This is a genomic window from Acinetobacter nosocomialis NIPH 2119 (genome assembly GCF_000368085.1).
In the GTDB taxonomy this organism is placed as follows: Bacteria; Pseudomonadota; Gammaproteobacteria; order Pseudomonadales; family Moraxellaceae; genus Acinetobacter; species Acinetobacter nosocomialis.
Genome location: NZ_KB849239.1, coordinates 3,004,325 through 3,029,883, shown reverse-complemented (window position 1 = coordinate 3,029,883; position 25,559 = coordinate 3,004,325). Strand labels below are relative to the sequence as shown.

The following is a 25,559-nucleotide window of genomic DNA, read 5'->3' as shown; positions in this document are numbered from 1 at the left end:
TCTAGTTTTTACCTAATTGATCAAAGGTATAAAGTGCACTTGAGAATGGTACAATCTGGTTCATAATACGTTGCCAGCGTGTTAAACCAGTTGCATCAATATAAACAATATCATTTTTTTGCATTTGGAATTGATTAGATAATGCAAGGTTACCAATACTACTCAAATTGAGCTGATAGATTGTTGATCTTTTTGTTTGTAAATCTGTACGCATGACATAAATACGAGCTGCACTTGCCGAGTATGGATTAACACCTTCACTCTCGCCCAATACATCACTTAAGGTCATTCCCTGATCTCGTAATGGAATTGCTGAACTTTTATTAGACTCACCCATAACATAGAGTTTTTGATTTTGTTTAGTATTTACATAAATCGTATCATTGGGTTGGACTAATAATTTGTGTAGTGAATAACCTTGTTTCTCAAGTGCAACGACATTTAAATTATAAACTTCGCCATTACGAATGAGTTGAATATCAGTATTATCACCAGACTCTTGATTTACACCTCCAGCCATACTGAGGGCTGTATAAATACTAATTGGTTGATCATCTAAAGTGTATTGTCCACTTTTCATAACCTGACCATTAACAAAATAGCGTTTAGCTTGATATGACAACACGCGAACTACAACATCAGGTGTTTTTAAATACTTAGCAAATTGACTTCGTAAATATTTATTGGTCTCAGCCAGTGTTTTCCCTGCAATATGAACTTGTCCTATAAGTGGTAACTGTACATTTCCTGCAGAATCAATAGGGTATCCAAATGCTTTAATATCGGTAGAGGCACCTTGAATAGGAGGAGTAATTTCAGGATAAGCCCAAAGCTGAATAGATAAAACATCCCCAGCACTTAAGCGGTATTGATAAAAAGGAGTATTAAATAAGGCGCTTATATTTCCTTGTGGACGCAAAGCCTCGGAACTAATTTTTGGAATATTGTTTTGGGTGAGTTGAACAACAGAAACCTCTGCGCCTTGTTCTGTTTTAAAAGTACCTTGTTCAGGTAAGTCATAAGTTTGTAAGCCTGAGGTGACTGCACATCCTGTAAACGAAAGTGAAATGGCTAAAAATAATAATGTGCTTTGATGCTTCACATTCAAACCCTTTATTGTTTGTAATCCAATGATACTTTGCATGAAGACATTGGATTGTAGTCTATAATTAACCCAAATCATACTTTATTTGCCAAGCAGTGATTGTATATTTCGAGAAAATTTTGTTTAAAGTCTGCTATATTAACGTAGTAGGTCGTATCCATGATGTTTCTCCATTTAAAATTAAATGGTTAGGTTTTATATATGTTTCAACTTGAGCAACTAAAAATAGCAATTATCGGCTTAGGGTATGTTGGATTACCTTTGGCAGTTGAATTTGGTAAACATAAACCTACAATCGGATTTGATATAAATGAAAATCGGATATTAGAGTTAAAAAACGGATATGACCATACATTAGAAGTGACTTCTGATGAGTTAAAACACGTACAGCATTTGTCGTATACAGCACATATTCAAGACTTACAGAATACAAACTTTTTTATTGTCACTGTGCCAACACCCATTGACGATTTTAAACAACCTGACTTGACCCCTCTCATAAAAGCATCCCAAAGCATTGCTAAAGTTCTAAAAAAAGGCGATATCGTTGTTTATGAGTCAACGGTTTATCCTGGTGCGACAGAAGAGGTTTGTATACCTGAATTAGAAAAACATTCCGGTTTAAATTTTAATAAAGATTTCTTTGTTGGTTATAGTCCAGAACGTATTAATCCTGGTGATAAACAACGACGTGTCACTAATATTTTAAAAATTACCTCAGGTTCGACTCCAGAGGTCACTGACTATGTTGATCAAGTATATAATTTAATTATTGAGGCGGGTACACATAAGGCCCCGAGTATCAAAGTCGCTGAGGCTGCTAAAGTCATTGAAAATACACAAAGAGATGTGAATATCGCTTTAATCAATGAGTTGGCTCTGATTTTTAATAAAATGGGTATCGATACAGAAGATGTACTCAAGGCAGCAGGTACAAAATGGAATTTTTTAAACTTTAGACCTGGTTTAGTTGGAGGTCATTGTATTGGTGTTGACCCGTATTATTTAACGCATAAAGCAGAGTCAATTGGTTTACATCCAGAAATTATTTTGGCAGCTCGTCGTTTAAATGATCGTATGGGTGAATATGTTGCCACCCAATTAATTAAAGAAATGGTAAAGCAGCGCATACAAGTAGTAGGTGCTCGTATATTAATTTTAGGTTTGAGTTTTAAAGAAAACTGTCCTGATATCCGTAACACCAAAATTGTAGATATGGTTAAAGCACTAAAGGAATACGATTTAGATCTTGATATTTACGATCCTTGGGTGGATAGTGCCGAAGTTGAAGGCGAGTATGGCTTAGCTCCGGTTACGGAATTAAAGCAAGATCATTATGATGCAATAGTTATTGCTGTTGCTCATGATCAGTTTAAAGCAATGTCAAGTCAGGAGCTCATTGCACTAGGCAAAGAGAAACATGTTTTATATGACTTAAAATATGTTTTGGATAAAGAACAAAGTGATATTCGACTGTAAAAATTACTAGTTATTAGCATAGGAATTTTATGAAAATTTTAGTCACTGGTGGTGCAGGTTTTATTGGTTCTGCTGTCATTAGAAATATTATAAAAAATACTCAAGATGAAGTATTAAATATAGATAAATTAACATATGCAGGCAATTTAGAATCATTGTCTGAAATTGATATGGATCCACGATATCAATTTGCACAAGTTGATATTTGTGATAATGAGCGTTTAACAGAAATTTTTAAAATTTTCCAACCAGATGCTGTGATGCATCTAGCAGCCGAGTCACATGTTGATCGCTCTATTGATGGTCCCGCTGAGTTTGTTACAACCAATATTGTGGGCACTTATACACTATTAGAGGTTGCACGTAAGTACTGGCTACAATTAAATGAAGAAAAGAAAGCCTCTTTTAAATTTCATCATATTTCAACAGATGAGGTTTATGGTGATTTAGAAGGTACAACAGATTTATTCACTGAAACGACATCTTATGCGCCAAGTTCGCCGTATTCAGCAAGTAAAGCAAGTTCTGATCATTTAGTTCGTGCTTGGTATAGAACATATGGTTTACCAACGGTAGTAACGAATTGTTCAAATAATTACGGTCCATATCACTTTCCAGAAAAGCTCATTCCATTGGTGATCTTAAATGCGCTGGATGGTAAGGCCTTACCGATTTATGGTAAAGGTGACCAAATTCGTGATTGGTTGTATGTCGAAGATCATGCCAAAGCTTTATATAAAGTTGTGACCGAAGGTAAAGTTGGAGAAACCTATAATATCGGTGGCCATAATGAAAAACAAAATATAGAAGTTGTGAAAACAATTTGTAAAATTTTAGATGAATTAAAACCACAAAATAATCATCAACCTTATGAGACATTAATCACTTTCGTAAAAGATCGTCCAGGACATGATTTACGTTACGCAATTGATGCCTCAAAAATTGCAAAAGATTTAGGCTGGAAGCCTGAGGAAACATTTGAAACAGGTATTAGAAAGACTGTTGAGTGGTATTTAAATAATTTAGAGTGGTGCCGCCGGGTACAAGATGGCAGTTACCAAAGAGAAAGATTAGGTGTAAGTGCATAATGAGTACAAAAGGTATAATTTTAGCAGGTGGTTCTGGGACACGTTTGTATCCGATCACAAAAGGCGTTTCAAAACAACTGTTACCAATTTACGATAAGCCGATGGTTTACTATCCATTGTCTGTTTTGATGTTGGCTGGTATTCGTGAAGTTCTTATTATCAGTACGCCAGACGATATAGATGGCTTTAAGCGATTATTGGGTGATGGTTCACAATTCGGTGTTGAATTAAGTTATGCCGTTCAACCAAGTCCGGATGGTTTAGCTCAAGCATTTATTATTGGCGAAGAGTTTATTGGCGAAAGTAATGTCTGTTTAGTACTTGGCGACAATATTTTCTATGGTCAAGGTTTTACACCAATGCTACGCCAAGCAGTGGCTCGTCAAAAGGGTGCAACCGTATTTGGTTATCAAGTCAAAGATCCTGAACGTTTTGGTGTTGTTGAGTTTGATGAGGAAAAACGAGCAGTTTCATTAGAAGAAAAACCAAAACATCCAAAATCTAATTTTGCGGTGACGGGACTTTATTTTTACGATAATGATGTAGTGAAAATTGCAAAACAAGTAAAACCATCAGATCGTGGTGAACTTGAAATTACGACAGTAAACCAGATGTACCTAGACCGTGGTGATCTCAATGTTGAGTTACTTGGACGTGGTTTTGCTTGGTTAGATACAGGAACACATGCAAGCTTGCTTGAAGCAGCGCAGTTCGTTGAAACCATTGAAAAACGTCAAGGTTATAAAGTGGCGTGTCTCGAAGAAATTGCACTTCATAATGGTTGGTTGACGAAAGCTCAAGTGTTAGAAATTGGCCAAAGTATGAGTAAAAATGATTATGGTCAATATCTCGTATCTTTGGTGAATGAAATATGAATTTAATTAGTTGGATTGATTTACCGAATTTTGGTGATGAGCGCGGTGGCTTGGTTGTTGCTGAGGCTAGTAAAAATATCCCTTTTAAAGTGAATCGTATTTATTATATTTTTGATGCAAAACCAGAAATACCACGCGGATTTCATGCACATAAAGAGTTACAGCAAGTTGCATTCTGTATAAAAGGGAAGTGCAGAATGCTTATGGATAATGGTATTGATAAACAAGAGGTATGGTTGGATCAGGCTAATAAAGGCTTGATGATTCCTCCATTTGTTTGGCATGAAATGCATGATTTCTCAGAAGATTGTATCTTATTAGTACTAGCAAGTGAACACTATGATGAAAGTGATTACATTCGCAATTATGAGGATTTTTTAATTGCAGTGAATCGCCCATTTATTCATCCACTATCAGATGTACATTCGGAAAGAATCGGACAAAATACAAGGGTTTGGCAATATAGCGTTATACTGAAAGATGCAATTATTGGTAATGGATGTAATATTTGTGCCCATACTTTAATCGAAAATGATGTCTTAATTGGTAATAATGTGACTGTAAAATCAGGGGTTTATATATGGGATGGTATTACATTAGAAGACAATGTATTTATTGGCCCGTGTGTTGCCTTTACTAATGATAAGAAACCACGTTCTAAGCAATATCCTGAAAGTTTTGCCAAAACGATAGTAGAGCGGGGGGCCAGTATAGGGGCTAACGCTACCATTTTGCCAGGCATACGAATTGGTCGAAATGCATTAGTTGGTGCAGGCGCAGTAGTAACTAAAGATGTTCCGGAAAATGCAATTGTAGTAGGAAATCCTGCAATTATTAAAGGCTATGTGAAATAATGATTCCTTTCTTAGATTTAAAAAGTATAAATAGTCAATATCGTGCAGAACTCATTGAGGCTTGTACTCGTGTCATAGACTCTGGCTGGTACATAGGCGGAAATGAGCTAGCTCAATTTGAAAAAAACTTTGCGGAATATTGTGGAGTAAAATTTGCAATTGGAGTTGCAAATGGTTTAGATGCCTTGATTCTTACGCTTCGAGCATGGAAAGAGTTGGGGAAACTAAATGATGGTGATGAAGTAATCGTCCCATCAAATACATACATTGCAAGTATTTTAGCAATCACTGCAAATAACCTAACGCCAGTTTTAGTTGAACCGGATATTAATACTTATAATATCGATCCAAGCAAGATTGAAGCTGCAATTACTCCAAAAACGAAAGTAATCTTACCTGTTCATTTATATGGGCAATTAGCAGAAATGCTTGCAATCATGGCAATTGCAAATAAATACAATCTACTTGTTTTAGAAGATTCAGCTCAATCACATAGTGCTGAAATTAATGGAATAAAAGCTGGAAACTGGGGAGATGCTTCTGGTTTCAGTTTCTATCCTGGTAAAAATTTAGGTGCATTAGGGGATGCTGGCGCTGTAACCACTAACAATGAAGAACTTGCACAAATGTTACGTGCTCTTCGGAATTATGGTTCTCATGAAAAATATAAAAATTTGGTACCTGGTGTAAATAGTCGTCTCGATGAAATTCAAGCTGCCATGCTAGATATTAAATTAAAATATTTAGATCAAGAAATAGCTCATCGTCGTAAAATTGCGCAATTGTATTTGAAGCATATAGTAAATCCTTTAATCAAATTACCCTTAGCGCAGAAAAATGCTGAAGAGTATCAGCAACACGTTTGGCATTTATTTGTGATTCGTACTGAGCATCGTGAAGCTTTACAAAAGTACTTGGCTGAACAAGGTGTACAAACTTTAATTCATTATCCTATCCCACCTCATAAGCAACAGGCTTATAAAGAATGGAATGATTTAAGTTATCCTGTATCTGAACAAATTCATGCTGAAGTGATGAGTTTACCTATTGGTCCTACACTAAGCGTGGAAGAGGCTGAGAAAGTAATTCAGATTTGTAATAATTTTAAAGTCTAAAATGAATTTACTAAAAACAAGTGTACTAAATGGCGTGGCTGTTTTAATTAAAACGGCCACGATGTTTATTTTAAATAAGATTTTAGCTATTTACGTTGGTCCAGCTGGTTATGCGGCTATTGGGCAGTTCCAAAATTTTATACAAATGGTGACAACCTTCGCCGGTAGTGCAATTAATACTGCAGTTATTAAATATACGGCTGAGTATTATGAAGATGAAACTAAACAAAGAAATATATGGAAAACAGCGGGAAGTATAGTCTTACTTTTTAGCTTAATTTTCTCGATAATTATATTAATTTTTCAAAAACAACTTTCAATTTATATTTTTCATACTGATTTATATCAAACAGTTTTTGTCTGGTTTGCTGTATTTTTGACATTTTTTACTTTTAATGCGCTTTTCCTAGCTATTTTAAATGGAAAAAAAGAAGTTTTAAGATTAGTTATAGCGAATATTGTAGGTAGTATTTTTTCTTTAGCTATTACTAGCCTTTTGGCAATGAAATATAGTTTATATGGAGCTTTAGTTGCTCTTTCAATTTATCAATCTTTAGCTTTTTTGGTGACATTATTTATATGTTATAAAGCTGAATGGTTTAAGCTAAGTTATTTATTTGGAAAAATAGATAAAGCTATTGCTAAAAAATTTGCGGCTTTTGCTTTAATGGCATTAGTCAGCGCTATATGTGTTCCTATTTCCCAAATGGCTATTCGTAGTTATTTAACATATGAATACGGGTTAACTTATGCTGGATATTGGGAGGCAATGATTCGTTTAAGTGCAGCATACCTTATGTTAGTTACGACGACATTGGGAGTATATTATTTACCAAGACTTTCTGAGTTGTCAGAAATTAAAGAAATAAAAAAAGAAATTTATTTAGGATATAAATTTATATTTCCAGTGGCTGCTATAGGCGGAATCTTTGTTTATTTTCTTCGGGATTGGATCATTACCTTATTATTTACTAAAACATTTATGCCTATGCGAGATTTGTTTTTTTGGCAAATGATAGGAGACTCTCTAAAAATTGGTAGTTGGATACTTGCATATCTAATGTTAAGTAAAGCAATGACAAAACTATTTATAACTACTGAAATTATATTTGCACTTACCTCAATATTATTAACTTATATCTGTACTCAAATTTTTGGTTTTAAAGGGGTGTCTATTGCTCATCTAGTTAATTATGGAATGTACTGGATTATAGTCAGTTTTTTTATATTTAGAGTTTTAAGTAATAAAGGTTTGAAGAATGAGTGAAATAAAAACCCCTTTAGTATCTATTGTTATTCCATGTTATAACCATGTGGATTATGTGCAAGACTGTATTCAAAGTATAATTGATCAGACTTATCAAAATATTGAACTTATTATTATTGATGATGGTTCAAAAGATGAATCTGTTTTAAAGATAAATGAAATGTTAAAAAAATGCGAGAACCGATTTTCTCGTTTTGAATTCAGACATCGGCCAAATAAAGGACTAAGCGCCACATTAAATGAGGCATTGGAGTGGTGTCAGGGAGAGTATTTTGCGACATTAGCTTCAGATGATAAAATTTTTAACTATAAAATAATGAAGCAGGTCAATTATTTAGAAGATAATAAAGACTTTATTGCAATGTTTGGCGCTGTTGAGTTGATTGATGAAAATAATAAGAGGGTTGGTGAAATTAGACAACCCAATAAAATATTTACCTTTAATGATTTAATATATACTGATCGATTTTTGCCTGCCCCAACTCAAATGATTCGTTTAGATGCTCTAAAAAGAGTGGGTGGGTTTATAGATGGCATGATCATTGAAGATTGGTATATATACTTAAAACTTTTAGAAACTGGTAATAAGATTCTATATAAAGATGAATTATATTCATATTATAGAACACATCAAGGTAATACCTTTTCTAATCCCTATAAAATGGCAATAGGGCGTTTGCAAGTTTTAAATGAATTTAAACAACACGATTTATTTAAAAAAGCATATATAAAGGTTTGTTGGGATAATGCATTTGAAACACTAATATTAGACTTTAAGCTTTCAATAACGGTATTGTTAGCTAGACTTTTTCATAAATTTAAAATGATTGTTAATAAAGTATTTGGAAGTAGATGATATGAAAAAGATTTGCTTTTTAATAGGTGATATAAATCATTCTGGTGGTACAGAAAGAGTGACTACATTAATTGCCAATAATCTTATTGAAAAATATAAAGTATATATATTGTCTTTATCAGGCGGTGATAATCCTTTTTTTGAACAAAATAAAGCAATCATTAATAATAGAATTTTCCCAGAAAAAGTCTCAATGAAGACAAATTTTTTTAAAACGGTCTATAAAATTAGAAAATATATAAATGATAATAAAATAGATACATTAATCGTCGTGGATAGTATAAGTTGTGTTTTTAGTGTGCCTGCTTGTGTCGGATTAAATATTAAACACATTTGCTGGGAGCATTTTAATTTAAAAGTTAATTTAGGTTCTTCATTTAGAACTTTAGGGCGCTGGATGGCTGCAAAATGGTGTGACAAAATTGTTACCCTAACTAATAGGGATAAAGATTTCTGGATTAAAAATTTCAAGTTAGAAAAAGAAAAAAAAGTTATTGCAATTGCCAATCCTAGTCCTTATCAACTGCAAGATAATCAGCCCAGTTTAGACAGTAAAACTATTTTATGTGTAGGGCGTTTAACATATCAAAAAGGATTTGATCTACTTATTCCTGCTTGGGCTGAAGTTAAAAAAGCTTTAGATGGTTGGAAAATTGTAATTGTTGGAATTGGAGAAGATGAAGATAATCTTAAACAAATGACAAAATATTACAATGTTGAAGATTCTATTGAATTTGCTGGTCAACAAAAAAATATGAGTGAGTTTTATAATAAAGCTTCTTTTTTTTGTATGAGTTCAAGATTTGAAGGACTTCCTATGGTGTTATTAGAAGCTAGAAGTTATAAGTTGCCTATAGTTTCTTTTGACTGCGATACTGGTCCAGCAGAAGTGATAGAAGATGGAAAGGATGGTTTTTTGGTAAATGTTGATAATTTACAGGAGTTTAGTCAAAAAATTTTAAAAATGGCTAAAATGGATGAAAATACTTTTTTGCATTTTGTAGAAAATTCGGAAAATGCTTCTATTCGTTTTGAAATTCAAAATATTATTAGACTATGGATTGAGTTAATAAGCCAATGATTCAATTGAAAATAGAGTCTAATATATTTTTCTTATATAGTTTATATTTTTGTCATATTTTTGATATGCATATTTTTTTTATATTTGAATATTTTATTAGGCTTTTTAATAAAATTAAAAATGGAAATGTATTTATTTATTTAAATGTTGAAATATTGAGTTTGTTTTTTAGAAGAGTAAACTCTATTATAATTAAAGAATTATTATTTAATTTATTTTTCTTGAAAAATTATAATCTGTCTTTGTGTAAACTGTTTTTTTTGAAGAGATTTGATTTTTTAATTTTAAGTAAGAGAAATGTATTAAGATGAAAATATTATATTTAATCACCGGTCTTGGCGGGGGCGGAGCTGAAAAAGTAGTAGCTGACCTTGCTGATCAAATGCATTTGCGAGGACATCATGTAAAAATAGCTTATTTAAAGGGTAAGGCTATTGTTAAGCCGAAATCTGCTAACATTGAATTAATTTGTTTGGAATTAAATAAAATAACACAGTTTTGTAGTGCTTTTAAAAATTTTAAAACTATTATTGAAAATTTTAAACCTGATGTTGTTCATGCACATATGGTACATGCAAATATTTTTGCGAGATTAGCTCGTAAGTATGTATCTTTTCCTCGTTTAATTTGTACTGCTCATAGTAATAATGAGGGTGGACGCTTAAGGATGCTTGCATATAGGTTAACGCATGGTTTAGCAGATATGACTACTAATGTAAGTCGACAGGCCTGTAAAAGCTTTGAAAGTTTTAGAGCTGTCCCTAAAGGCGATATTTTCACTGTTTATAATGGAATTGATCTTAGAAAATTTAATTACTCAGAACAGATTCGTATTCAAACTAGAAAATTATTAAAAGTAGAAGACCATACATTAATATTTCTAGCGGTAGGACGTTTTCATGAAGCTAAAAACTATCCCTTATTAATTAATGCTTTTGCAGAGTTCGTACATACTATTTCTAATACTAAAGATAGTATTGCTGCTAAATTATATATTGCGGGTGATGGAGAACTTCGTTCTGTTATTGAGGAGTTAATTGCTAAATATCGACTCGAGGAAAAAGTTATTTTGCTAGGCCGTAGAGATGATATTCCTGCTTTAATGTGTGCATCAGATTATTTTGTTCTATCATCCGCTTATGAAGGTTTTGGGCTAGTAGTTGCTGAAGCAATGGCTTGCAATAACTTTGTAATCGCAACCGACTGCGGTGGTGTGTCTGAAGTGATGGGTGGAACGGGTTTATTAGTTAGTTCTCAAGAAAAAGATAAACTAGCAAGTGCATTTTTAACTGCAAGTCAATTAAGTGGAGAGGAGATAACTCAAAATAATATTCAAGCAATGAAGTATATTAATGAAAAATTTAATCTCGATAATATTGTAAATCAGTGGTTAAGTATTTATGCAAAATAAAAAAATCGCTCTTATTGGTACCACTGGCTCAAGTTTCTATGGATTTCGCGCTGATTTAATACGATCTCTCGTAGCGAATGGCCATCAAGTATATGCTTTCACTTCTGAATATACTGAAGACTGTTTAGAAAAAATTAAAGCCTTAGGTGCTGAACCTGTTACTTATCAATTAAGTCGGGGAGGGTTAAATCCTTTTGCTGATATTGTATCCACATATCAACTCACTCATAAAATAAAAAAAATTAAGCCAGATATCGTTTTTTCATATTTTGCCAAACCTGTGATTTATGGGACATTGGCCGCAAGCTTTGCAAAGGTTCCCCATATTGTTGGTATGCTTGAAGGGCTCGGATACACTTTTACAGCCCAACCGGAAGGTCAAAGCGGTAAAACGAAACTTATTCGTAATATTCAGGTTTTATTATATCGTTTAGCCTTCCCAAGATTGGATGATATGATTTTTTTAAATCCTGATGATGAAAAAGATCTTATACATACATATACTCTACCAGTCAAAAAGGTACATATTCTGGGTGGTATCGGTTTAGACTTGAAAGATTACAGTTATAGTCCTGCTCCAGTAGATCCTGTAAATTTTTTATTTATTGGCCGTTTGTTAAAAGAAAAAGGTATATTTGAATTTATTGATGCAATTAAAATCGTAAAACATAAATTTCCTAACACAAAATTTACAATATTGGGTGGTTTAGACTCGCAGAATATGGGAGCATTGTCGAAGTCTCAGCTAGATGAACTGATCGCAGAGGGTTTGTTTGAATATCCTGGTCATGTTTCTAATGTAAAAGACTGGATTGCTAACTCGAGTGTATTTGTACTTCCATCTTATAGAGAAGGCGTACCAAGAAGTACACAAGAAGCTATGGCTATAGGACGTCCTGTTATTACAACAGATGTTCCAGGATGTAGAGAAACGGTAGTTGATGGTGTGAATGGCTTTATTGTTCCTTGTTGGGATGCCGAGGCTCTAGCAGAAAAAATGTGCTTTTTTATCGAGACACCAACTCAAATAAATCCTATGGGGCTAGAAAGTATGAAAATGGCCCATCAAAAGTTTGATGCTGAAAAAGTAAATAATAGATTATTCGAAATCATGGGTTTAAATAGTTCTTATGAAAAGATTGGTTGATATTTTCATTGCTACAATAGCCTTACTCCTTCTATCTCCTATTTTTTTAATAGTGGGTTATAAGGTGAGAAAAAATTTAGGTTCACCTATTTTCTTTCTTCAAGAAAGACCAGGCAAAGACGGCAAAATTTTTAAAATGATTAAGTTCCGTTCAATGAAAGATGCTTTAGATAAGAATGGAAATCTTTTGCCTGATGAGGAAAGAATCACGCCATTTGGGCAGAAATTGCGCTCTACTACTCTAGATGAAATGCCCCAGCTTATTAATGTTTTAAAAGGTGACATGAGCATTGTTGGACCGCGTCCTCAACTTGCTGATTTTATGAAGCATTATACTCCAAGACAGATGCGTCGTCATGAGGTCAGACCTGGGATGACAGGCTTGGCTCAAGTCAGTGGACGAAATAATTTAAGCTGGGAAGAGAAATTCGAATTAGATGTTGAATATGTTGAGAATCATAATATCTGGTTAGATTTTAAGATTATGGTAAAAACAGTTCTGGTTATGTTGAAAAAAGAAGGTATTAACGCACCAGATCAGTTAGTGGGGGCAAGTCGTTTTTCTGGTTCTCCAAAAAAAGATGAAGTACAGTATTAATTGTTAGTTAAATAAAGTTAGCCGCATGATTAAAAAAGCAGTTCTACCAGTGGCCGGTTTAGGTACACGTTTTTTACCCGCAAGTAAGTCTATTCCGAAAGAAATGGTTACTGTTGTTGATCGTCCTGCTATTGAGTATGTGGTGCGTGAAGCGGTTGAAGCGGGAATTGAACAGATTATTTTAGTGACTCACTCTTCAAAAGCTTCGATTGAAAATTATTTTGATCGAAACTTTGAATTAGAAACAATATTAACTGAAAAGAAAAAATTGGATTTGCTTGCAGAGATTACGCAAATTGTTCCTTCTCATGTGAGTGTTGTGAGTGTACGACAGCCTCAACCTCTAGGCTTAGGGCATGCTGTTTTATGTGCGAAAAGTGTAGTAGGACAAGATGATTTTGCTGTGCTATTACCAGATGTATTGGTGAAAGATAGTTCGGGGCAGAATGATTTATCGCGTATGATTTCTCGTTATGATGAAAGTAATGCGGCACAGATAATGGTAGAAGCTGTGCCTGATCATTTGGTAGATCAATATGGTATTGTTGATGTTGCACAAAGTCCAAATGAAGGCGAAAGCATTGCTATGCAAGGTATTGTTGAAAAACCTGCTGTAGGTTCTGCACCGTCTAATTTATCTGTTGTTGGTCGCTACGTTTTACCTGCAAGAATTATGCAAGTACTCGAAAACACACCGAAAGGTGCGGGTAATGAAATTCAATTAACAGATGCGATTGCTATGCTTCAAAGAATTGAGACGGTAGAAGCTTACCGTATGCAAGGACAAACCTTTGACTGTGGTAGTAAACTTGGCTATTTAAAAGCTGTTCTACACTATGGTATTGAACATCCTAAATTAGGAAATGATTTTAAACAGTTGATTCAAGAACTTAAATTATAAAATTTTGTAGCTCAACTTAAGTATTTGTAAAAAATAATGAATATGTGAGCTGTTCAATATAGTCTCTTCCCAGTATGGGAAGAGAATTCTATGGAATATTAAAATCAGGTGTACAATGAAAATCGCGGTATTTGGAACCACTTTGCACGCTGGTGTAATGGCAGCGTTACTAGCTGAATATGGTAATCAGATCTATTGGTGTACAAGTGTCACCTGTGAAGAAAATATATCTGTACTTTCATATCAAGATCAAGAAGTTAATTATTATTTAAATAAACAAAGAAAGGCAGGTTTTTTAACAGAAAGTCCTTTTTCTCAAATTCCTCTAGATATTGAAGTTTATTTATTTTGTTTTAGTCCAACACAAATAGAACTTGCCTTAAAAACGGTTGAGAAGTTAAGTGAACGTCCAATTGTTCATCCAAGGTTAATGGTTAATGGCTCAACTTTTGGTTTACATGGTACAGAAAAATTAAAGCAACATTTACCTAAAGACGAGTGGGTCTATTTTCCTGACGTGATTCAGGAGGGTAATGCGATTAATAGTGTACTCAATGTAAAACATGTCATTGTTGGTGTTGAATCAAGCTATGCTCAAGACATAATGCAAGAGTTATTACGACCATTCTTTCGTTTTAGCTATCAATATTTATTCATGCCGATTTTAGATGCCGAATTTACCAAACTCAGTATTTCAGGCATGTTGGCAACTCGCATTAGCTACATGAATGATCTTGCTCTAGTTGCTGAAAAGTTGGGCATTGATATTGCCAACATAAAACATGGACTTGCTGCTGATACTCGTATTGGTGCAGCATACTTATCTGCAGGGGTGGGTTTTGGTGGTGAAAATTTTTCACATGATATTTTAACACTCTCAAGTACAGTTTCTGAAACAGGTGTAAAAAGTCAACTTTTAGAACAAGTTTGGGCGATTAACGAACAACAAAAAGAAATTTTATTCCGTAAATTATGGAACTACTATCATTGTGATTTGAGTGGAAAAACTGTTGCAATTTGGGGAGCTTCATTTAAAGAGAATACCCCAAGTACACATAACTCACCTATTCATATTTTATTGGCTGCTTTATGGGCCCAAGGTGTGAAGGTTCGCTTACATGATCCACAAGCCCTTAGTGAAATTGCAGCTTTATATGGTAGCCGTGAAGATCTGATTTTATGCGCCGATCAATATGAAGCAGCACAAGGAGTACATGCTTTATGCTTAGTTACGGCATGGAAGCAGTATTGGAGTCCTGACTTTAAACAGTTACAACAATTGATGCAGCATCCTCTTATTTTGGATGGGCGTAATATTTATGATCCAGCATATGTGAAATCTAAAGGTTTTGCTTATGAAGGAGTAGGTCGATTATGAGTAAATCTATCGAGAAGTTTCCCAAAGAGCTAGTTTCCCCTATTGCACAGCTTCATTCTTTGGTTGAGAAAAATTCAAATTTACACATAAAAGAATTATTTGTGTCAGAGCCTGATCGATTTCAGCAATATTCTGTAAAATTCGATCAACTTGTTTTTGATTATAGTAAGCACCGCGTAACTAAGAATGTTCTAGAGCAATTGGTAGCTTTAGCAAAAACTAAACAATTGACTCATTGGATTGAACGGTTATTCTCTCAAGATAAAGTTAACTGTACCGAACAGCGTGCTGCAATGCATTGGGCTTTACGTTTACCATTAGAATATTCTAAATTTCCGGAATTAACTGAAAAGGTCCATAGTCAATTGCAACGTATGTATGCGTTGGTCGAAAAAATTCATGCTGGACAATATCGTGGTGCCACAGGTGAAGTCATTCAAGATGTCGTTAATATTGGGGTGGGTGGTTCTGATTTAGGGCCGCAAATGGTGACCCATGCATTGTGTGATTTTAAAGTAAAAACAGCTAAACCACTCAATGTACACTTTGTATCAACAATGGATGGTAGTCAGTTATCGGACCTCCTGCATCAACTGCGCCCAGAAACGACTTTATTTATTATTTCGTCGAAGTCATTTGGCACTATTGATACTTTATCCAATGCACAAACTGTTCGACAGTGGCTTGAGAAAGCATTAGGAAAGCACGAACGGGTAGTTAAAAGCCATTTTATTGGTGTTTCTACAAAAGCTGACAAAATGTCAGAGTGGGGAATTGCTCCTGAAAATCAATTATTACTTTGGGATTGGGTCGGTGGACGTTATTCTCTTTGGTCGTGTATTGGGTTACCTATTGCATTGTCAGTTGGGGTTGAAGGTTTTCAGCAGCTTTTAGCTGGTGCTCATGCCGTTGATGAGCATTTCCAAAATACAAGTTTTGAGCAGAATATACCTGTGCTTATGGCATTATTAGGCGTTTGGAATAATAATTTTTTAAATATTCAGACCCATGCTGTATTACCTTATGATGGCCGTTTAAAATATTTTGCAGCCTATTTACAACAACTCGAAATGGAATCTAATGGTAAATCGGTACAGCGAGATGGACAAAAAGTTGAATTAGATACTTGCCCAATTGTATGGGGAGAAGTTGGGCCAAATGCTCAACATGCATTTTACCAGTTACTCCATCAAGGAACTCAGGCAGTAAGTTGTGATTTTATTGCTCCTGTGCAACGTTATAATGCAGACCATTTTACTTATGTAGAAAATGCTGAGGCATTGATTGAACAGCATCATCTTGCATTATCAAACTGTTTGGCACAATCACGTTTATTAGCTTTTGGTAATGAAGCACTAGATACGAAAGAACTAGAGAACTTGCCTATTCATAAGCAATATGAAGGAAACCAGCCAAGTTCAACATTACTTTTAAAAGAACTAAATCCTTATAGTTTAGGGATGTTGATTGCTTTATATGAGCATAAAGTATTTGTTCAGTCAGTAATTTGGAATATTAATCCGTTTGATCAGTGGGGAGTGGAAAAAGGTAAACAGATTGCGGACCAGTTACTCCCAATTTTAAATGGTGTTCAAAACGATCTTTCAACACTTGATGCCTCAACGCGTGGATTGATTAAAATTTTATTAGGAAAAATAGATGGCTAAAATTCTGGTTACTGGCGGTGCTGGGTATATTGGTTCACACACCTGTGTAGAGCTTTTAAATGCAGGCCATGAAGTTATTGTTTTTGACAATCTTTCAAACAGTTCAGAAGAGTCTTTAAAAAGAGTTCAGGAGATCACTCAAAGAAGTTTAACTTTTGTAGAAGGTGATATTCGGAATGCGAATGAATTAGATCGCGTTTTTCAAGATTATACAATCGAAGCAGTAATTCATTTCGCAGGTCTAAAAGCAGTTGGTGAAAGTCAGGAAAAACCACTTATTTATTTTGATAATAATATTGCCGGTAGTATTCAGCTGGTTAAATCAATGGAGAAAGCAGGCGTCTATACACTTGTGTTTAGCTCATCTGCGACAGTATATGATGAGGCGAATACTTCTCCACTAAATGAAGAAATGCCTACAGGTATGCCTAGCAATAATTACGGTTACACTAAATTGATTGTCGAGCAAATTTTGCAAAAAATTTCCGCTGCTGACTCCAAATGGTCGATTGCTTTACTTCGTTATTTTAACCCGGTAGGTGCGCATAAAAGTGGATGTATTGGTGAAGACCCGCATGGTATTCCAAATAACTTAATGCCCTATGTTACGCAAGTTGCTGTTGGCCGCCGTGAAAAACTTTCTATTTATGGCAATGACTACGATACAGTGGATGGTACAGGTGTACGCGATTATATTCATGTTGTTGACTTAGCTAATGCACATTTATGCGCTCTCAATAACCGTTTACAGGCGCAAGGATGCCGTGCATGGAATATCGGCACAGGTAATGGTTCTTCTGTTTTACAAGTTAAGAATGCCTTTGAACAAGTTAATGGCGTAGCTATTGCTTTTGAATTTGCACCGCGTAGAGCGGGTGATGTAGCAACTTCTTTTGCAGATAATACTCGTGCTGTTGCTGAGTTGGGGTGGAAACCTCAATACGGTTTAGAAGATATGCTTAAGGATAGCTGGAATTGGCAAAAGCAGAATCCAACGGGTTATAAAAATTGATTATTTAATTTTTCTAAATATCAATTATCTATCTTTCTTGAATTGAGATAGAGCTCTTTTCTAAAAAGAGGCTACAGTTGTAGTGACTACTTTCATGCTAGTATTCGCCACAATCTTGTTAGTCTCTTTTTGTCATCATGGTTTTTCTCCGTCAGCAATTGTTGTTTGTCTTTATTGCCTTTTTATCCACCTGTATCGGTGTATATGTTGCATGGGATATGAACCTGACTTGGCATAAGTTTTATAGCTATCTGATTTCAGAAAAAGCTATTTTTTCAATTCTATTTAACTATGCCGTAATTCAACTATTTTTTATTATAGTTGGTCGTAAGTATACTGCTCTTTTTTTAAGCCAATTATTCGTTATATTTTTAAATTTTATTAATAAAAAGAAGCAACAATATCTATTTAGTAATTTAAGCCCTGAAGATATTTTTTTACTTCCTGAGGCTATGAAAGCGACTCCTTGGCACTTACAGCTCATCTTTTTTATGCTGATTATTTTCTTTCTTATTGTACTGCTTATCGCTATACGTAAAGAAAGTAAAGCTACTTTTCACGCCTATGTTCCTAATATTATTATTTTTGCATTGCTTGCAAGTGGCTTAATTTACTTAAATTTTATTAAAAATCCCACAGGAGCGTGTTTTTCAGAAAATAAACCTATGATTTGTGCCAGCTTACAAGAATTTCCAAATACGAGAAATGATTGGATCGGCGACTATAGAAAAATTCAAGATTACGGGTTTGTGACTTTTTACGTATCTAAGGTATTGGATAATGTAACCAGTGTTTTATTACCTAACCGTAAAGTATCTGAGCAAGAGATACAGCAGATTTTGCAGGAACATCATTTGGTTCAATCTTTAGACGACAATGAGAAGGAATATCCGAACATTGTTATCGTGATGGAAGAATCTTTTTGGGATTCTCATCATTTAGATAGTGGTTTACCAAAAGACTTACTATCTTTTGTTCATCAAAATCAGGTCTCTAATTTACTGTCTCCTTCTTTTGGAGGAGGTACTGCGAATGTTGAATTTGAAGTCCTTACAAGCCTCAATACAACTTTTTTCCCAAATGAGTTGTTATATGTTTCTAAGCTGAAAAAGCCAATTTATGCATTACCTTATTATTTAAATTCAATTGGTTATCAAACAATTGCAATGCATAATAACTATGGTTATTACTATAATCGCAATAAGGTATATCCAGCATTGGGGTTTGATAAATTTATATCACTTGAAAATATGATTGCCCAAAAAGATCGGTCTACAGTCTTTAATTTAGGTGGATGGGCCACAGATGATCTTATTTTTGATTCGCTTAAGTCTACTTTAGAAGAGAACGAGCAACAGCCAAAGTTTATTTATGCGATTACTGTTGAAAATCATCCTATGTATAACGATGATCGTTTTGGTAAGCAGAATTATAAATTTAACAAAGAATTATTTGAAACCGAAAAGCAGAAATTAAGTACTTATACTGCTGGAACTGCGCGTGCTAACCAAAAACTAAAAGAGTTCGCTGAATATTTAAAGACGGTAGATCGACCAACAATTTTAATCGCTTTTGGTGATCATTTGCCAAATCTACAAGAAGTTTATGAAAGTTATGGATTTTTTAAAGATGATCCTGAGCGAACTAACTTAAAAAATTATCAGACACCGTTTGTGGTATGGAGCAATTATAAATTAGATAAGAAGCCTTTGAAGCAACCTTATATTGCCGCAAGTTTCGTTGCTCCAAAACTATTAAAGTTAGCAGGGTTACCTTTATCAGATTACTATCAATTTGTTGATGATGTTTCGAGTTGTTATAGTGCCATTCACCAAAAATTTATCAATGAAAATCCAACGTGTAATTTTGATAAGAAAGCGCTGTTAAAAGGTTATGAAAATCTAAATAAGGATGTATTAGATGGACATAATCATACTTATAAAATTATGCAGAATAACCAAAAAGAGATGGAACAATAATGTTCCATCTCTTTGAGATGAACTCTATTAAGACTGAATTAATCCAGTCAATTCATCTACATAATGTTGCATTGGCTGAGCTTGGCGGTCTGCACGGCTTTCAATATTAAGACGTAACAAAGGCTCGGTGTTTGAAGCACGGACATTAAAACGCCATGCACCAAAGTCGAGGCTTACACCATCGGTACGGTCAATTTCCGGATTTTGAGCAGCATAGAAATCAAAAATCTTTTGAATAGTGATTTGTGTATCAGTTACTTTAAAGTTGATTTCACCACTACAAGGAAACTTGGTAATCATATTTTCAACGAGGGTTGAAAGTGATTGCCCTGTTTCAGAAAGCAGGGCAACCGTAAGTAACCATGGAATCATACCGCTGTCACAGTAAGCAAAGTCACGGAAATAATGATGAGCACTCATTTCGCCGCCATATACAGCATTGTGTTCACGCATAACGTCTTTAATGAACGCGTGACCAGATTTTGACTGTACAGCAACACCTTTATATTCGTCGACGATATCAAATGTGTTCCACACTAAACGTGGGTCATGCACAATTTTTTCGCCTGACTGTTTAATTAAGAAAGCTTGAGCCAATAGACCAACAATATAGTAGCCCTCAATGAATTGACCTTTTTCATCAAACAAGAAACAGCGGTCAAAGTCGCCGTCCCATGCAATACCCATATCTGCTTTATGCTCAAGAACAGCATTTCGGGTACTGTCACGGTTTTCAATTAAAATTGGGTTAGGAATGCCATTTGGGAAAGTACCATCTGCTTCATGATGAATTTTAATAAATTCAACCGGTACATTAAGCGCTTTAAATTTTTCTTCAATGGTATCAATTACATGACCAGCTGCACCATTACCCGCGTTTACCACTAACTTTAATGGACGGATTTTTGCAGGTTCAATATAAGTAATTAAGTGATCAACGAACTCAGGCAAAATGTTATAGCTTTGCGTTGTACCTTTTTGACTAACTTCTTCAAAGTTATTTGTTTCTGCTAAAGCCTGAATTTCTTTTAAACCAGTATCAGCACTAATTGGACGAGCATTTTCGCGAACCAATTTCATACCGTTATAGTCCATTGGATTATGACTTGCAGTAACTTCTATACCACCTTGTACATCGAGATGGAAAGCGGCAAAGTAAACTTCTTCAGTCCCCGTCATGCCCAAATCAAGAACGTCCACTCCCGCATCATTTAACCCGCGGATGGTCGCTTGTTTTAAGGCTTCACTGCTTAGACGAATATCACATCCTACAACCACAGTCTTGGGTTTATAGATTTGTCCGTAAGCGCGGCCAATTTTATAGGCGATTTCTTCATTCAATTCGGTGCCGAGTTTGCCTCGGATATCATAAGCTTTAAAACACGTTAAAGTAGTCATTATTCAATTCAATACATGTGGTTTGAGTTGTGTGCACATTATACATAGATCATGAAACAGGTATGTTTATAGTTTTATATTCAAATTTTTCATTCCATTTCTGTAGTTAATATTTAAGTTTATAAGAAAGTATTTTTACGACTTTAGTCTAATAAATAAATTTATAAATTAGAAATTACTTGATTTTACTTAATACTATTGGTCATACCAATTATGGTGATTATTTAATTGTTGATCTGACCAATATCTGCGTTTATGATGCGATCTGCGGTTTAAGGAATAACATTTGCACTTAAATTTTAATTGGTCATACCAATTGTGTTGAATGTTTAAAAGTTTAAGGTAAAAAAATTCGCCCCGGCATTTCAAGGAGATGACAATGCTCAATATGTGGCAACAACTTTATGACCCTTTAAATAATATTTGGCTGTCCAGTGCGGTTGCGTTAATCCCGATTATTTTCTTCTTTTTGGCATTGGCTGTTTTTCGTTTAAAAGGCAGTATCGCGGGTACGGGCACAGTTATTATTGCATTATTGATTGCTCTCTTTTTCTATCAAATGCCGGGTCAAATGGCCTTCGCATCCATTATCTATGGTTTCTTCTATGGTCTATGGCCAATTTCGTGGATCATTATCGGGGCAGTGTTTCTATACAAGATTTCGGTAAAAACAGGCCAGTTTGAAGTTATCCGTTCAAGTATTTTGTCGATTACCGAAGACCAACGTCTGCAAATGTTACTGGTTGGTTTTGCATTTGGTACTTTCCTTGAGGGGGCGGCGGGCTTTGGTGCTCCTGTTGCAATTACCGCTGCACTACTTGTCGGTTTAGGCTTTAAACCACTTTATGCTGCTGGTTTATGTTTGATCGTAAATACAGCACCAGTTGCGTTCGGTGCAATGGGTATTCCAATTATTGTGGCTGGGCAGGTGTCAGGTGTAGACACTATGGAAATTAGCCAGATGGTAGGTCGTCAGTTGCCATTCTTAACGCTAATTGTGCTGTTCTGGATTATGGCGATTATGGATGGCTGGCGCGGCGTAAAGGAAACTTGGCCTGCGGTGTTGGTCGGTGGTGGTTCGTTTGCGATTGCCCAATATCTTACATCTAACTTTATTGGTCCTGAGTTACCAGACATTACCGCAGCAATTGCTTCATTGGTCAGCCTGACTTTGTTATTCCGTGTGTGGAAACCAAAACATATTTTCCGTTTTGAACCTGAAGCGGGTCAGACTTTGACTCAGCAACCTACAACAGTTCAACGTTATAGCATTGGAAAAATTGCTAAGGCGTGGTCTCCATTTGCTATTTTAACAGTCATGGTCACGATCTGGAGTATTAAGCCATTTAAAGCATTATTTGCAAAAGACGGTGCTCTTGAACACTGGATTTTTAAGCTTGAAGTGCCGTATTTGCATAAATTGGTCGAAAAAATGCCGCCAATTGTGGCAGAGATGAAACCATACGAAGCGATTTATAAGTTTGACTGGTTTTCTGCAACAGGTACTGCAATTTTTATTGCTGCAATCATCACTGCTATTTTCTTAAAAATGAGAGCAAGTGAGGCTGTAACAACCTTTGGTGAAACACTTAATGAGTTGAAAACACCGATTTACTCGATTGGTATGGTGTTGGCATTTGCTTTTATCGCGAACTATTCAGGTTTATCTGCAACTTTAGCTTTGGCTCTAGCACATACAGGGCATGCGTTTACTTTCTTCTCGCCATTTCTGGGTTGGCTTGGTGTGTTCCTTACAGGTTCAGACACCTCTTCAAATGCTTTGTTCTCGGCACTACAGGCAACTACAGCACAGCAAATTGGTATTCCGGAAGTGTTATTGGTTGCTGCCAATACCAGCGGTGGTGTGACTGGTAAGATGATTTCTCCGCAGTCGATTGCTATTGCGTGTGCCGCAGTAGGCTTAGTTGGAAAAGAGTCTGACTTGTTCCGTTTCACGGTAAAACATAGCATCATATTCACTGTCTTTGTTGGCATCATTATTACGGTTCAGGCTTATCTGGTTCCGTGGATGATTCCATAACTCCAGTGAAGGAAACGCGATGAGAATCTCCGATCAAGTGGTCATGAAATTGCAGGCATTAATTGAAGAGCGTCACATGAAAAAAGGTGACCGTTTGCCTGCCGAACGCCAGCTTGCAACTAGCTTGGGAGTTTCTCGTCCGTCTTTGCGTGAAGCCATTCAACAGCTCAATAGTCAAGGTGTACTGATTAGCCGCCGTGGCGATGGGACTTATATTCAGCAGTTACCTGAACAGTGGCCACAGCAACTGATTGTGAACCCAATTAGTAACTTGATTGAAGAAGATCCGTTATACCGTTTTGATGTGCAAGAGGCGCGGTTATTACTTGAAGGTGGCACGGCATGGTATGCCGCATTACGTTCAACGCCTGAAGATCGAGCCAAAATTCATCATTATTTTAATGAAATTAGTCGCCATCAAAATGCAGGTGACTCGGCACAGGCCGCGGTGGCAGATGCAGAATTTCACTTAGCAATTGCTGAAGCCTCTCACAATGTGGTGCTGATTCAAATGATGCGAAGCCTGTTTGATTTACTGCAATACAACGTTTTGTTAGGGCGTAAAAAAGTTTATAACGACCCCGTAAATGGTGACTTGCTGAGCGAGCAGCATTTTCAGGTGATGGATGCTATTGATCGTAAAGATCCCGAGGCCGCACGCCAAGCTGTCTGCGGTCATATTGAATTTGTGATTAACCATGTACGTTCTCTGGATGAAGACGAAGCTCGCCAGAAACGTGCAAATCGTTTAAATAGAGTTGATTCAAAATGATTATATCTTCTGGCAATGATTACCGTGCTGCGGCACAACGTCGCTTACCTCCATTTTTATTTCATTACATCGATGGTGGAGCGTATTCGGAATATACCTTAAAGCGTAACGTACAAGATTTGTCAGAAATTGCATTGCGTCAACGTGTGCTCAATGACATGTCAGCGTTAAGTTTAGAGACAAAACTGTTTAACGAAACGCTGTCGATGCCAGTTGCTTTGGCGCCTGTGGGTTTAACAGGTATGTATGCACGCCGCGGTGAAGTGCAGGCCGCGATGGCTGCCGATAAAAAGGGCATTCCATTTACGCTTTCAACGGTTTCGGTATGTCCGATTGAAGAAGTTGCACCTGCAATTAATCGCCCAATGTGGTTCCAGCTTTATGTATTACGTGACCGTGGTTTTATGCGTAATGCTTTGGAGCGTGCAAAAGCGGCGGGTTGTTCAACACTAGTGTTTACCGTAGATATGCCTGTGCCGGGTGCACGTTACCGTGATGCACATTCGGGTATGAGTGGGCCAAATGCTGCGATGCGCCGTTATATGCAGTCAGTATTTCATCCGCATTGGTCATGGAATGTGGGCTTAATGGGACGCCCGCACGACTTGGGCAATATTTCTAAATATTTAGGTAAACCGACTGGGCTTGAAGACTATATTGGCTGGTTAGGCTCGAACTTTGACCCATCAATTTCATGGAAAGATCTTGAGTGGATCCGTGAGTTTTGGGATGGTCCAATGGTGATTAAAGGCATTTTAGACCCTGAAGATGCCAAAGATGCTGTGCGGTTCGGTGCAGATGGGATTGTAGTATCGAATCACGGTGGTCGTCAGTTAGATGGCGTGATGTCTTCTGCTCGTGCATTGCCTGCAATTGCTGATGCAGTCAAAGGTGACTTAGCAATTTTGGCTGACTCAGGCATTCGTAATGGTTTAGATGTCGTGCGTATGTTGGCGCTTGGTGCTGATACAGTTTTACTTGGCCGTGCGTTTGTGTATGCCTTGGCAGCAGCAGGTGGGCAAGGGGTTTCAAACTTGCTTGATTTAATTGATAAAGAAATGCGTGTTGCGATGACGCTCACGGGTGCTAAGTCGATTTCGGATATTAATGCGGATTGTTTAGTACAGGCGATGAAGCTCTAATATTTTCGTATTAACTTTGATGATATTGGCACGACGGAGTCTTATCCGAAAAGGTTCAATGTAAGTAGCTAATTGACGTTACTTTTTTTTAAAAGTAACCAAAAACCTTTGTTTCGATGACGGTACGTCCTTGCTACCGCATCGAAACGGCGGCATCCCTGCCGCCAACGCGTAGCCAATTTGAATTAAATCTAACACCTAGAGATTAGCTGCTAGTGCTAAGCGTCACTTACAGCCTGCGTGGTATGAGCAAAGTTTTGTTTTTGCAATATAAATTGAAAAATGGATACAGCGAATAGGTTCTGTAAGTGACAATGGTTTTGATTACTTTTGCCAAAACAAAAGTAATGGAATTAGCTACTTTAAATATTAGTTCTAAATGGAAAAACTCCC

General features: G+C 36.0%; 21 protein-coding genes. 19 read left to right on the top strand and 2 right to left on the bottom strand.

All coding sequences use genetic code 11. From position 1 onward, the window contains the following. Position 1 precedes the first annotated feature (1 nt). On the bottom strand, positions 2-1,102 hold the full coding sequence (locus F984_RS17970; protein WP_025465611.1) for a polysaccharide biosynthesis/export family protein: 1,101 nt from the start codon (positions 1,100-1,102) through the stop codon (positions 2-4). Positions 1,103-1,306: 204 nt separating this feature from the next. Between F984_RS17970 and tviB the strand changes: the two genes are divergently transcribed. From tviB to F984_RS17895, 16 genes are all read left to right on the top strand, one after another. Further along, on the top strand, positions 1,307-2,584 hold the full coding sequence (gene tviB / locus F984_RS17965; protein WP_004711180.1) for a Vi polysaccharide biosynthesis UDP-N-acetylglucosamine C-6 dehydrogenase TviB: 1,278 nt from the start codon (positions 1,307-1,309) through the stop codon (positions 2,582-2,584). Between the two features lie 29 nt (positions 2,585-2,613). Continuing rightward, on the top strand, positions 2,614-3,672 hold the full coding sequence (gene rfbB / locus F984_RS17960; RefSeq protein WP_000699386.1) for a dTDP-glucose 4,6-dehydratase: 1,059 nt from the start codon (positions 2,614-2,616) through the stop codon (positions 3,670-3,672). Further along, the gene (rfbA, locus tag F984_RS17955; protein ID WP_000104827.1) at positions 3,672-4,547 is read left to right on the top strand and encodes a glucose-1-phosphate thymidylyltransferase RfbA; all 876 of its coding nucleotides are present in this window, start codon (positions 3,672-3,674) and stop codon (positions 4,545-4,547) included. Before rfbB ends, rfbA begins: the two co-directional genes overlap by 1 nt. After that, positions 4,544-5,401, top strand: coding sequence for a WxcM-like domain-containing protein (locus F984_RS22645; protein ID WP_001049215.1), 858 nt, complete (start codon positions 4,544-4,546; stop codon positions 5,399-5,401). Before rfbA ends, F984_RS22645 begins: the two co-directional genes overlap by 4 nt. Then, a complete protein-coding gene (locus tag F984_RS17950) occupies positions 5,401-6,516 on the top strand; it encodes a DegT/DnrJ/EryC1/StrS family aminotransferase (RefSeq protein ID WP_000612009.1) in 1,116 nt (371 codons plus the stop codon). Before F984_RS22645 ends, F984_RS17950 begins: the two co-directional genes overlap by 1 nt. 1 nt (position 6,517) lies before the next feature. Beyond that, a complete protein-coding gene (locus F984_RS17945; protein WP_004711174.1) occupies positions 6,518-7,783 on the top strand; it encodes an O-antigen translocase in 1,266 nt (421 codons plus the stop codon). Beyond that, positions 7,776-8,639, top strand: a complete 864-nt coding sequence (locus F984_RS17940; protein ID WP_004711172.1) for a glycosyltransferase family 2 protein — start codon at positions 7,776-7,778, stop codon at positions 8,637-8,639. The genes F984_RS17945 and F984_RS17940 overlap by 8 nt, the downstream gene beginning before the upstream one ends. A gap of 1 nt (position 8,640) precedes the next feature. After that, positions 8,641-9,720, top strand: coding sequence for a glycosyltransferase family 4 protein (locus tag F984_RS17935; protein ID WP_000717595.1), 1,080 nt, complete (start codon positions 8,641-8,643; stop codon positions 9,718-9,720). Between the two features lie 307 nt (positions 9,721-10,027). Continuing rightward, positions 10,028-11,131, top strand: a complete 1,104-nt coding sequence (locus F984_RS17930; protein WP_004711171.1) for a glycosyltransferase — start codon at positions 10,028-10,030, stop codon at positions 11,129-11,131. Next, the gene (locus F984_RS17925) at positions 11,121-12,278 is read left to right on the top strand and encodes a glycosyltransferase family 4 protein (protein WP_001180045.1); all 1,158 of its coding nucleotides are present in this window, start codon (positions 11,121-11,123) and stop codon (positions 12,276-12,278) included. The genes F984_RS17930 and F984_RS17925 overlap by 11 nt, the downstream gene beginning before the upstream one ends. Beyond that, a complete protein-coding gene (locus F984_RS17920) occupies positions 12,262-12,876 on the top strand; it encodes a sugar transferase (protein ID WP_000826952.1) in 615 nt (204 codons plus the stop codon). Before F984_RS17925 ends, F984_RS17920 begins: the two co-directional genes overlap by 17 nt. Before the next feature lie 25 nt (positions 12,877-12,901). Beyond that, a complete protein-coding gene (galU, locus tag F984_RS17915; protein ID WP_000591423.1) occupies positions 12,902-13,777 on the top strand; it encodes a UTP--glucose-1-phosphate uridylyltransferase GalU in 876 nt (291 codons plus the stop codon). Positions 13,778-13,892: 115 nt separating this feature from the next. Beyond that, positions 13,893-15,155, top strand: coding sequence for a nucleotide sugar dehydrogenase (locus tag F984_RS17910; RefSeq protein WP_000686146.1), 1,263 nt, complete (start codon positions 13,893-13,895; stop codon positions 15,153-15,155). After that, positions 15,152-16,822, top strand: a complete 1,671-nt coding sequence (gene pgi / locus F984_RS17905) for a glucose-6-phosphate isomerase (RefSeq protein WP_004711170.1) — start codon at positions 15,152-15,154, stop codon at positions 16,820-16,822. Before F984_RS17910 ends, pgi begins: the two co-directional genes overlap by 4 nt. Next, positions 16,815-17,834, top strand: coding sequence for a UDP-glucose 4-epimerase GalE (gene galE, locus F984_RS17900; RefSeq protein ID WP_004711169.1), 1,020 nt, complete (start codon positions 16,815-16,817; stop codon positions 17,832-17,834). The genes pgi and galE overlap by 8 nt, the downstream gene beginning before the upstream one ends. 317 nt (positions 17,835-18,151) lie before the next feature. Then, on the top strand, positions 18,152-19,813 hold the full coding sequence (locus tag F984_RS17895) for an LTA synthase family protein (protein WP_080631667.1): 1,662 nt from the start codon (positions 18,152-18,154) through the stop codon (positions 19,811-19,813). Positions 19,814-19,840: 27 nt separating this feature from the next. Here F984_RS17895 and F984_RS17890 read toward each other — a convergent pair whose 3' ends face one another. Then, complete coding sequence (locus F984_RS17890; RefSeq protein WP_004711166.1) at positions 19,841-21,211, bottom strand: phosphohexomutase domain-containing protein; 1,371 nt, start codon at positions 21,209-21,211, stop codon at positions 19,841-19,843. 373 nt (positions 21,212-21,584) lie between these two features. Here F984_RS17890 and lldP point away from each other — a divergent pair, with 373 nt between their 5' ends. The 3 genes from lldP to lldD are packed head-to-tail and all read left to right on the top strand — an operon-like array spanning position 21,585 to position 25,166. Continuing rightward, positions 21,585-23,252 (top strand): L-lactate permease, encoded by a 1,668-nt coding sequence (lldP, locus tag F984_RS17885; RefSeq protein WP_171066107.1) that lies wholly within the window; start codon positions 21,585-21,587, stop codon positions 23,250-23,252. A 19-nt stretch (positions 23,253-23,271) separates the two neighbouring features. Beyond that, positions 23,272-24,024: a transcriptional regulator LldR gene (gene lldR, locus F984_RS17880; RefSeq protein ID WP_004711163.1), complete on the top strand. Its 753-nt coding sequence runs from the start codon at positions 23,272-23,274 to the stop codon at positions 24,022-24,024. Further along, positions 24,021-25,166, top strand: coding sequence for an FMN-dependent L-lactate dehydrogenase LldD (lldD, locus tag F984_RS17875; protein WP_004711161.1), 1,146 nt, complete (start codon positions 24,021-24,023; stop codon positions 25,164-25,166). The genes lldR and lldD overlap by 4 nt, the downstream gene beginning before the upstream one ends. Positions 25,167-25,559: the final 393 nt, after the last annotated feature.

Excerpts from the sequence above, each read along its gene's own strand:
- tviB (WP_004711180.1), top strand. The coding sequence starts at position 1,307 with ATGTTTCAACTTGAGCAACTAAAAATAGCAATTATCGGCTTAGGGTAT.
- rfbB (WP_000699386.1), top strand. The coding sequence starts at position 2,614 with ATGAAAATTTTAGTCACTGGTGGTGCAGGTTTTATTGGTTCTGCTGTC.
- rfbA (WP_000104827.1), top strand. The coding sequence starts at position 3,672 with ATGAGTACAAAAGGTATAATTTTAGCAGGTGGTTCTGGGACACGTTTG.
- F984_RS22645 (WP_001049215.1), top strand. The coding sequence starts at position 4,544 with ATGAATTTAATTAGTTGGATTGATTTACCGAATTTTGGTGATGAGCGC.
- F984_RS17950 (WP_000612009.1), top strand. The coding sequence starts at position 5,401 with ATGATTCCTTTCTTAGATTTAAAAAGTATAAATAGTCAATATCGTGCA.
- F984_RS17945 (WP_004711174.1), top strand. The coding sequence starts at position 6,518 with ATGAATTTACTAAAAACAAGTGTACTAAATGGCGTGGCTGTTTTAATT.
- F984_RS17940 (WP_004711172.1), top strand. The coding sequence starts at position 7,776 with ATGAGTGAAATAAAAACCCCTTTAGTATCTATTGTTATTCCATGTTAT.
- F984_RS17935 (WP_000717595.1), top strand. The coding sequence starts at position 8,641 with ATGAAAAAGATTTGCTTTTTAATAGGTGATATAAATCATTCTGGTGGT.
- F984_RS17930 (WP_004711171.1), top strand. The coding sequence starts at position 10,028 with ATGAAAATATTATATTTAATCACCGGTCTTGGCGGGGGCGGAGCTGAA.
- F984_RS17925 (WP_001180045.1), top strand. The coding sequence starts at position 11,121 with ATGCAAAATAAAAAAATCGCTCTTATTGGTACCACTGGCTCAAGTTTC.
- F984_RS17920 (WP_000826952.1), top strand. The coding sequence starts at position 12,262 with ATGAAAAGATTGGTTGATATTTTCATTGCTACAATAGCCTTACTCCTT.
- galU (WP_000591423.1), top strand. The coding sequence starts at position 12,902 with ATGATTAAAAAAGCAGTTCTACCAGTGGCCGGTTTAGGTACACGTTTT.
- F984_RS17910 (WP_000686146.1), top strand. The coding sequence starts at position 13,893 with ATGAAAATCGCGGTATTTGGAACCACTTTGCACGCTGGTGTAATGGCA.
- pgi (WP_004711170.1), top strand. The coding sequence starts at position 15,152 with ATGAGTAAATCTATCGAGAAGTTTCCCAAAGAGCTAGTTTCCCCTATT.
- galE (WP_004711169.1), top strand. The coding sequence starts at position 16,815 with ATGGCTAAAATTCTGGTTACTGGCGGTGCTGGGTATATTGGTTCACAC.
- F984_RS17890 (WP_004711166.1), bottom strand. The coding sequence starts at position 21,211 with ATGACTACTTTAACGTGTTTTAAAGCTTATGATATCCGAGGCAAACTC.
- lldP (WP_171066107.1), top strand. The coding sequence starts at position 21,585 with ATGACAATGCTCAATATGTGGCAACAACTTTATGACCCTTTAAATAAT.
- lldR (WP_004711163.1), top strand. The coding sequence starts at position 23,272 with ATGAGAATCTCCGATCAAGTGGTCATGAAATTGCAGGCATTAATTGAA.
- lldD (WP_004711161.1), top strand. The coding sequence starts at position 24,021 with ATGATTATATCTTCTGGCAATGATTACCGTGCTGCGGCACAACGTCGC.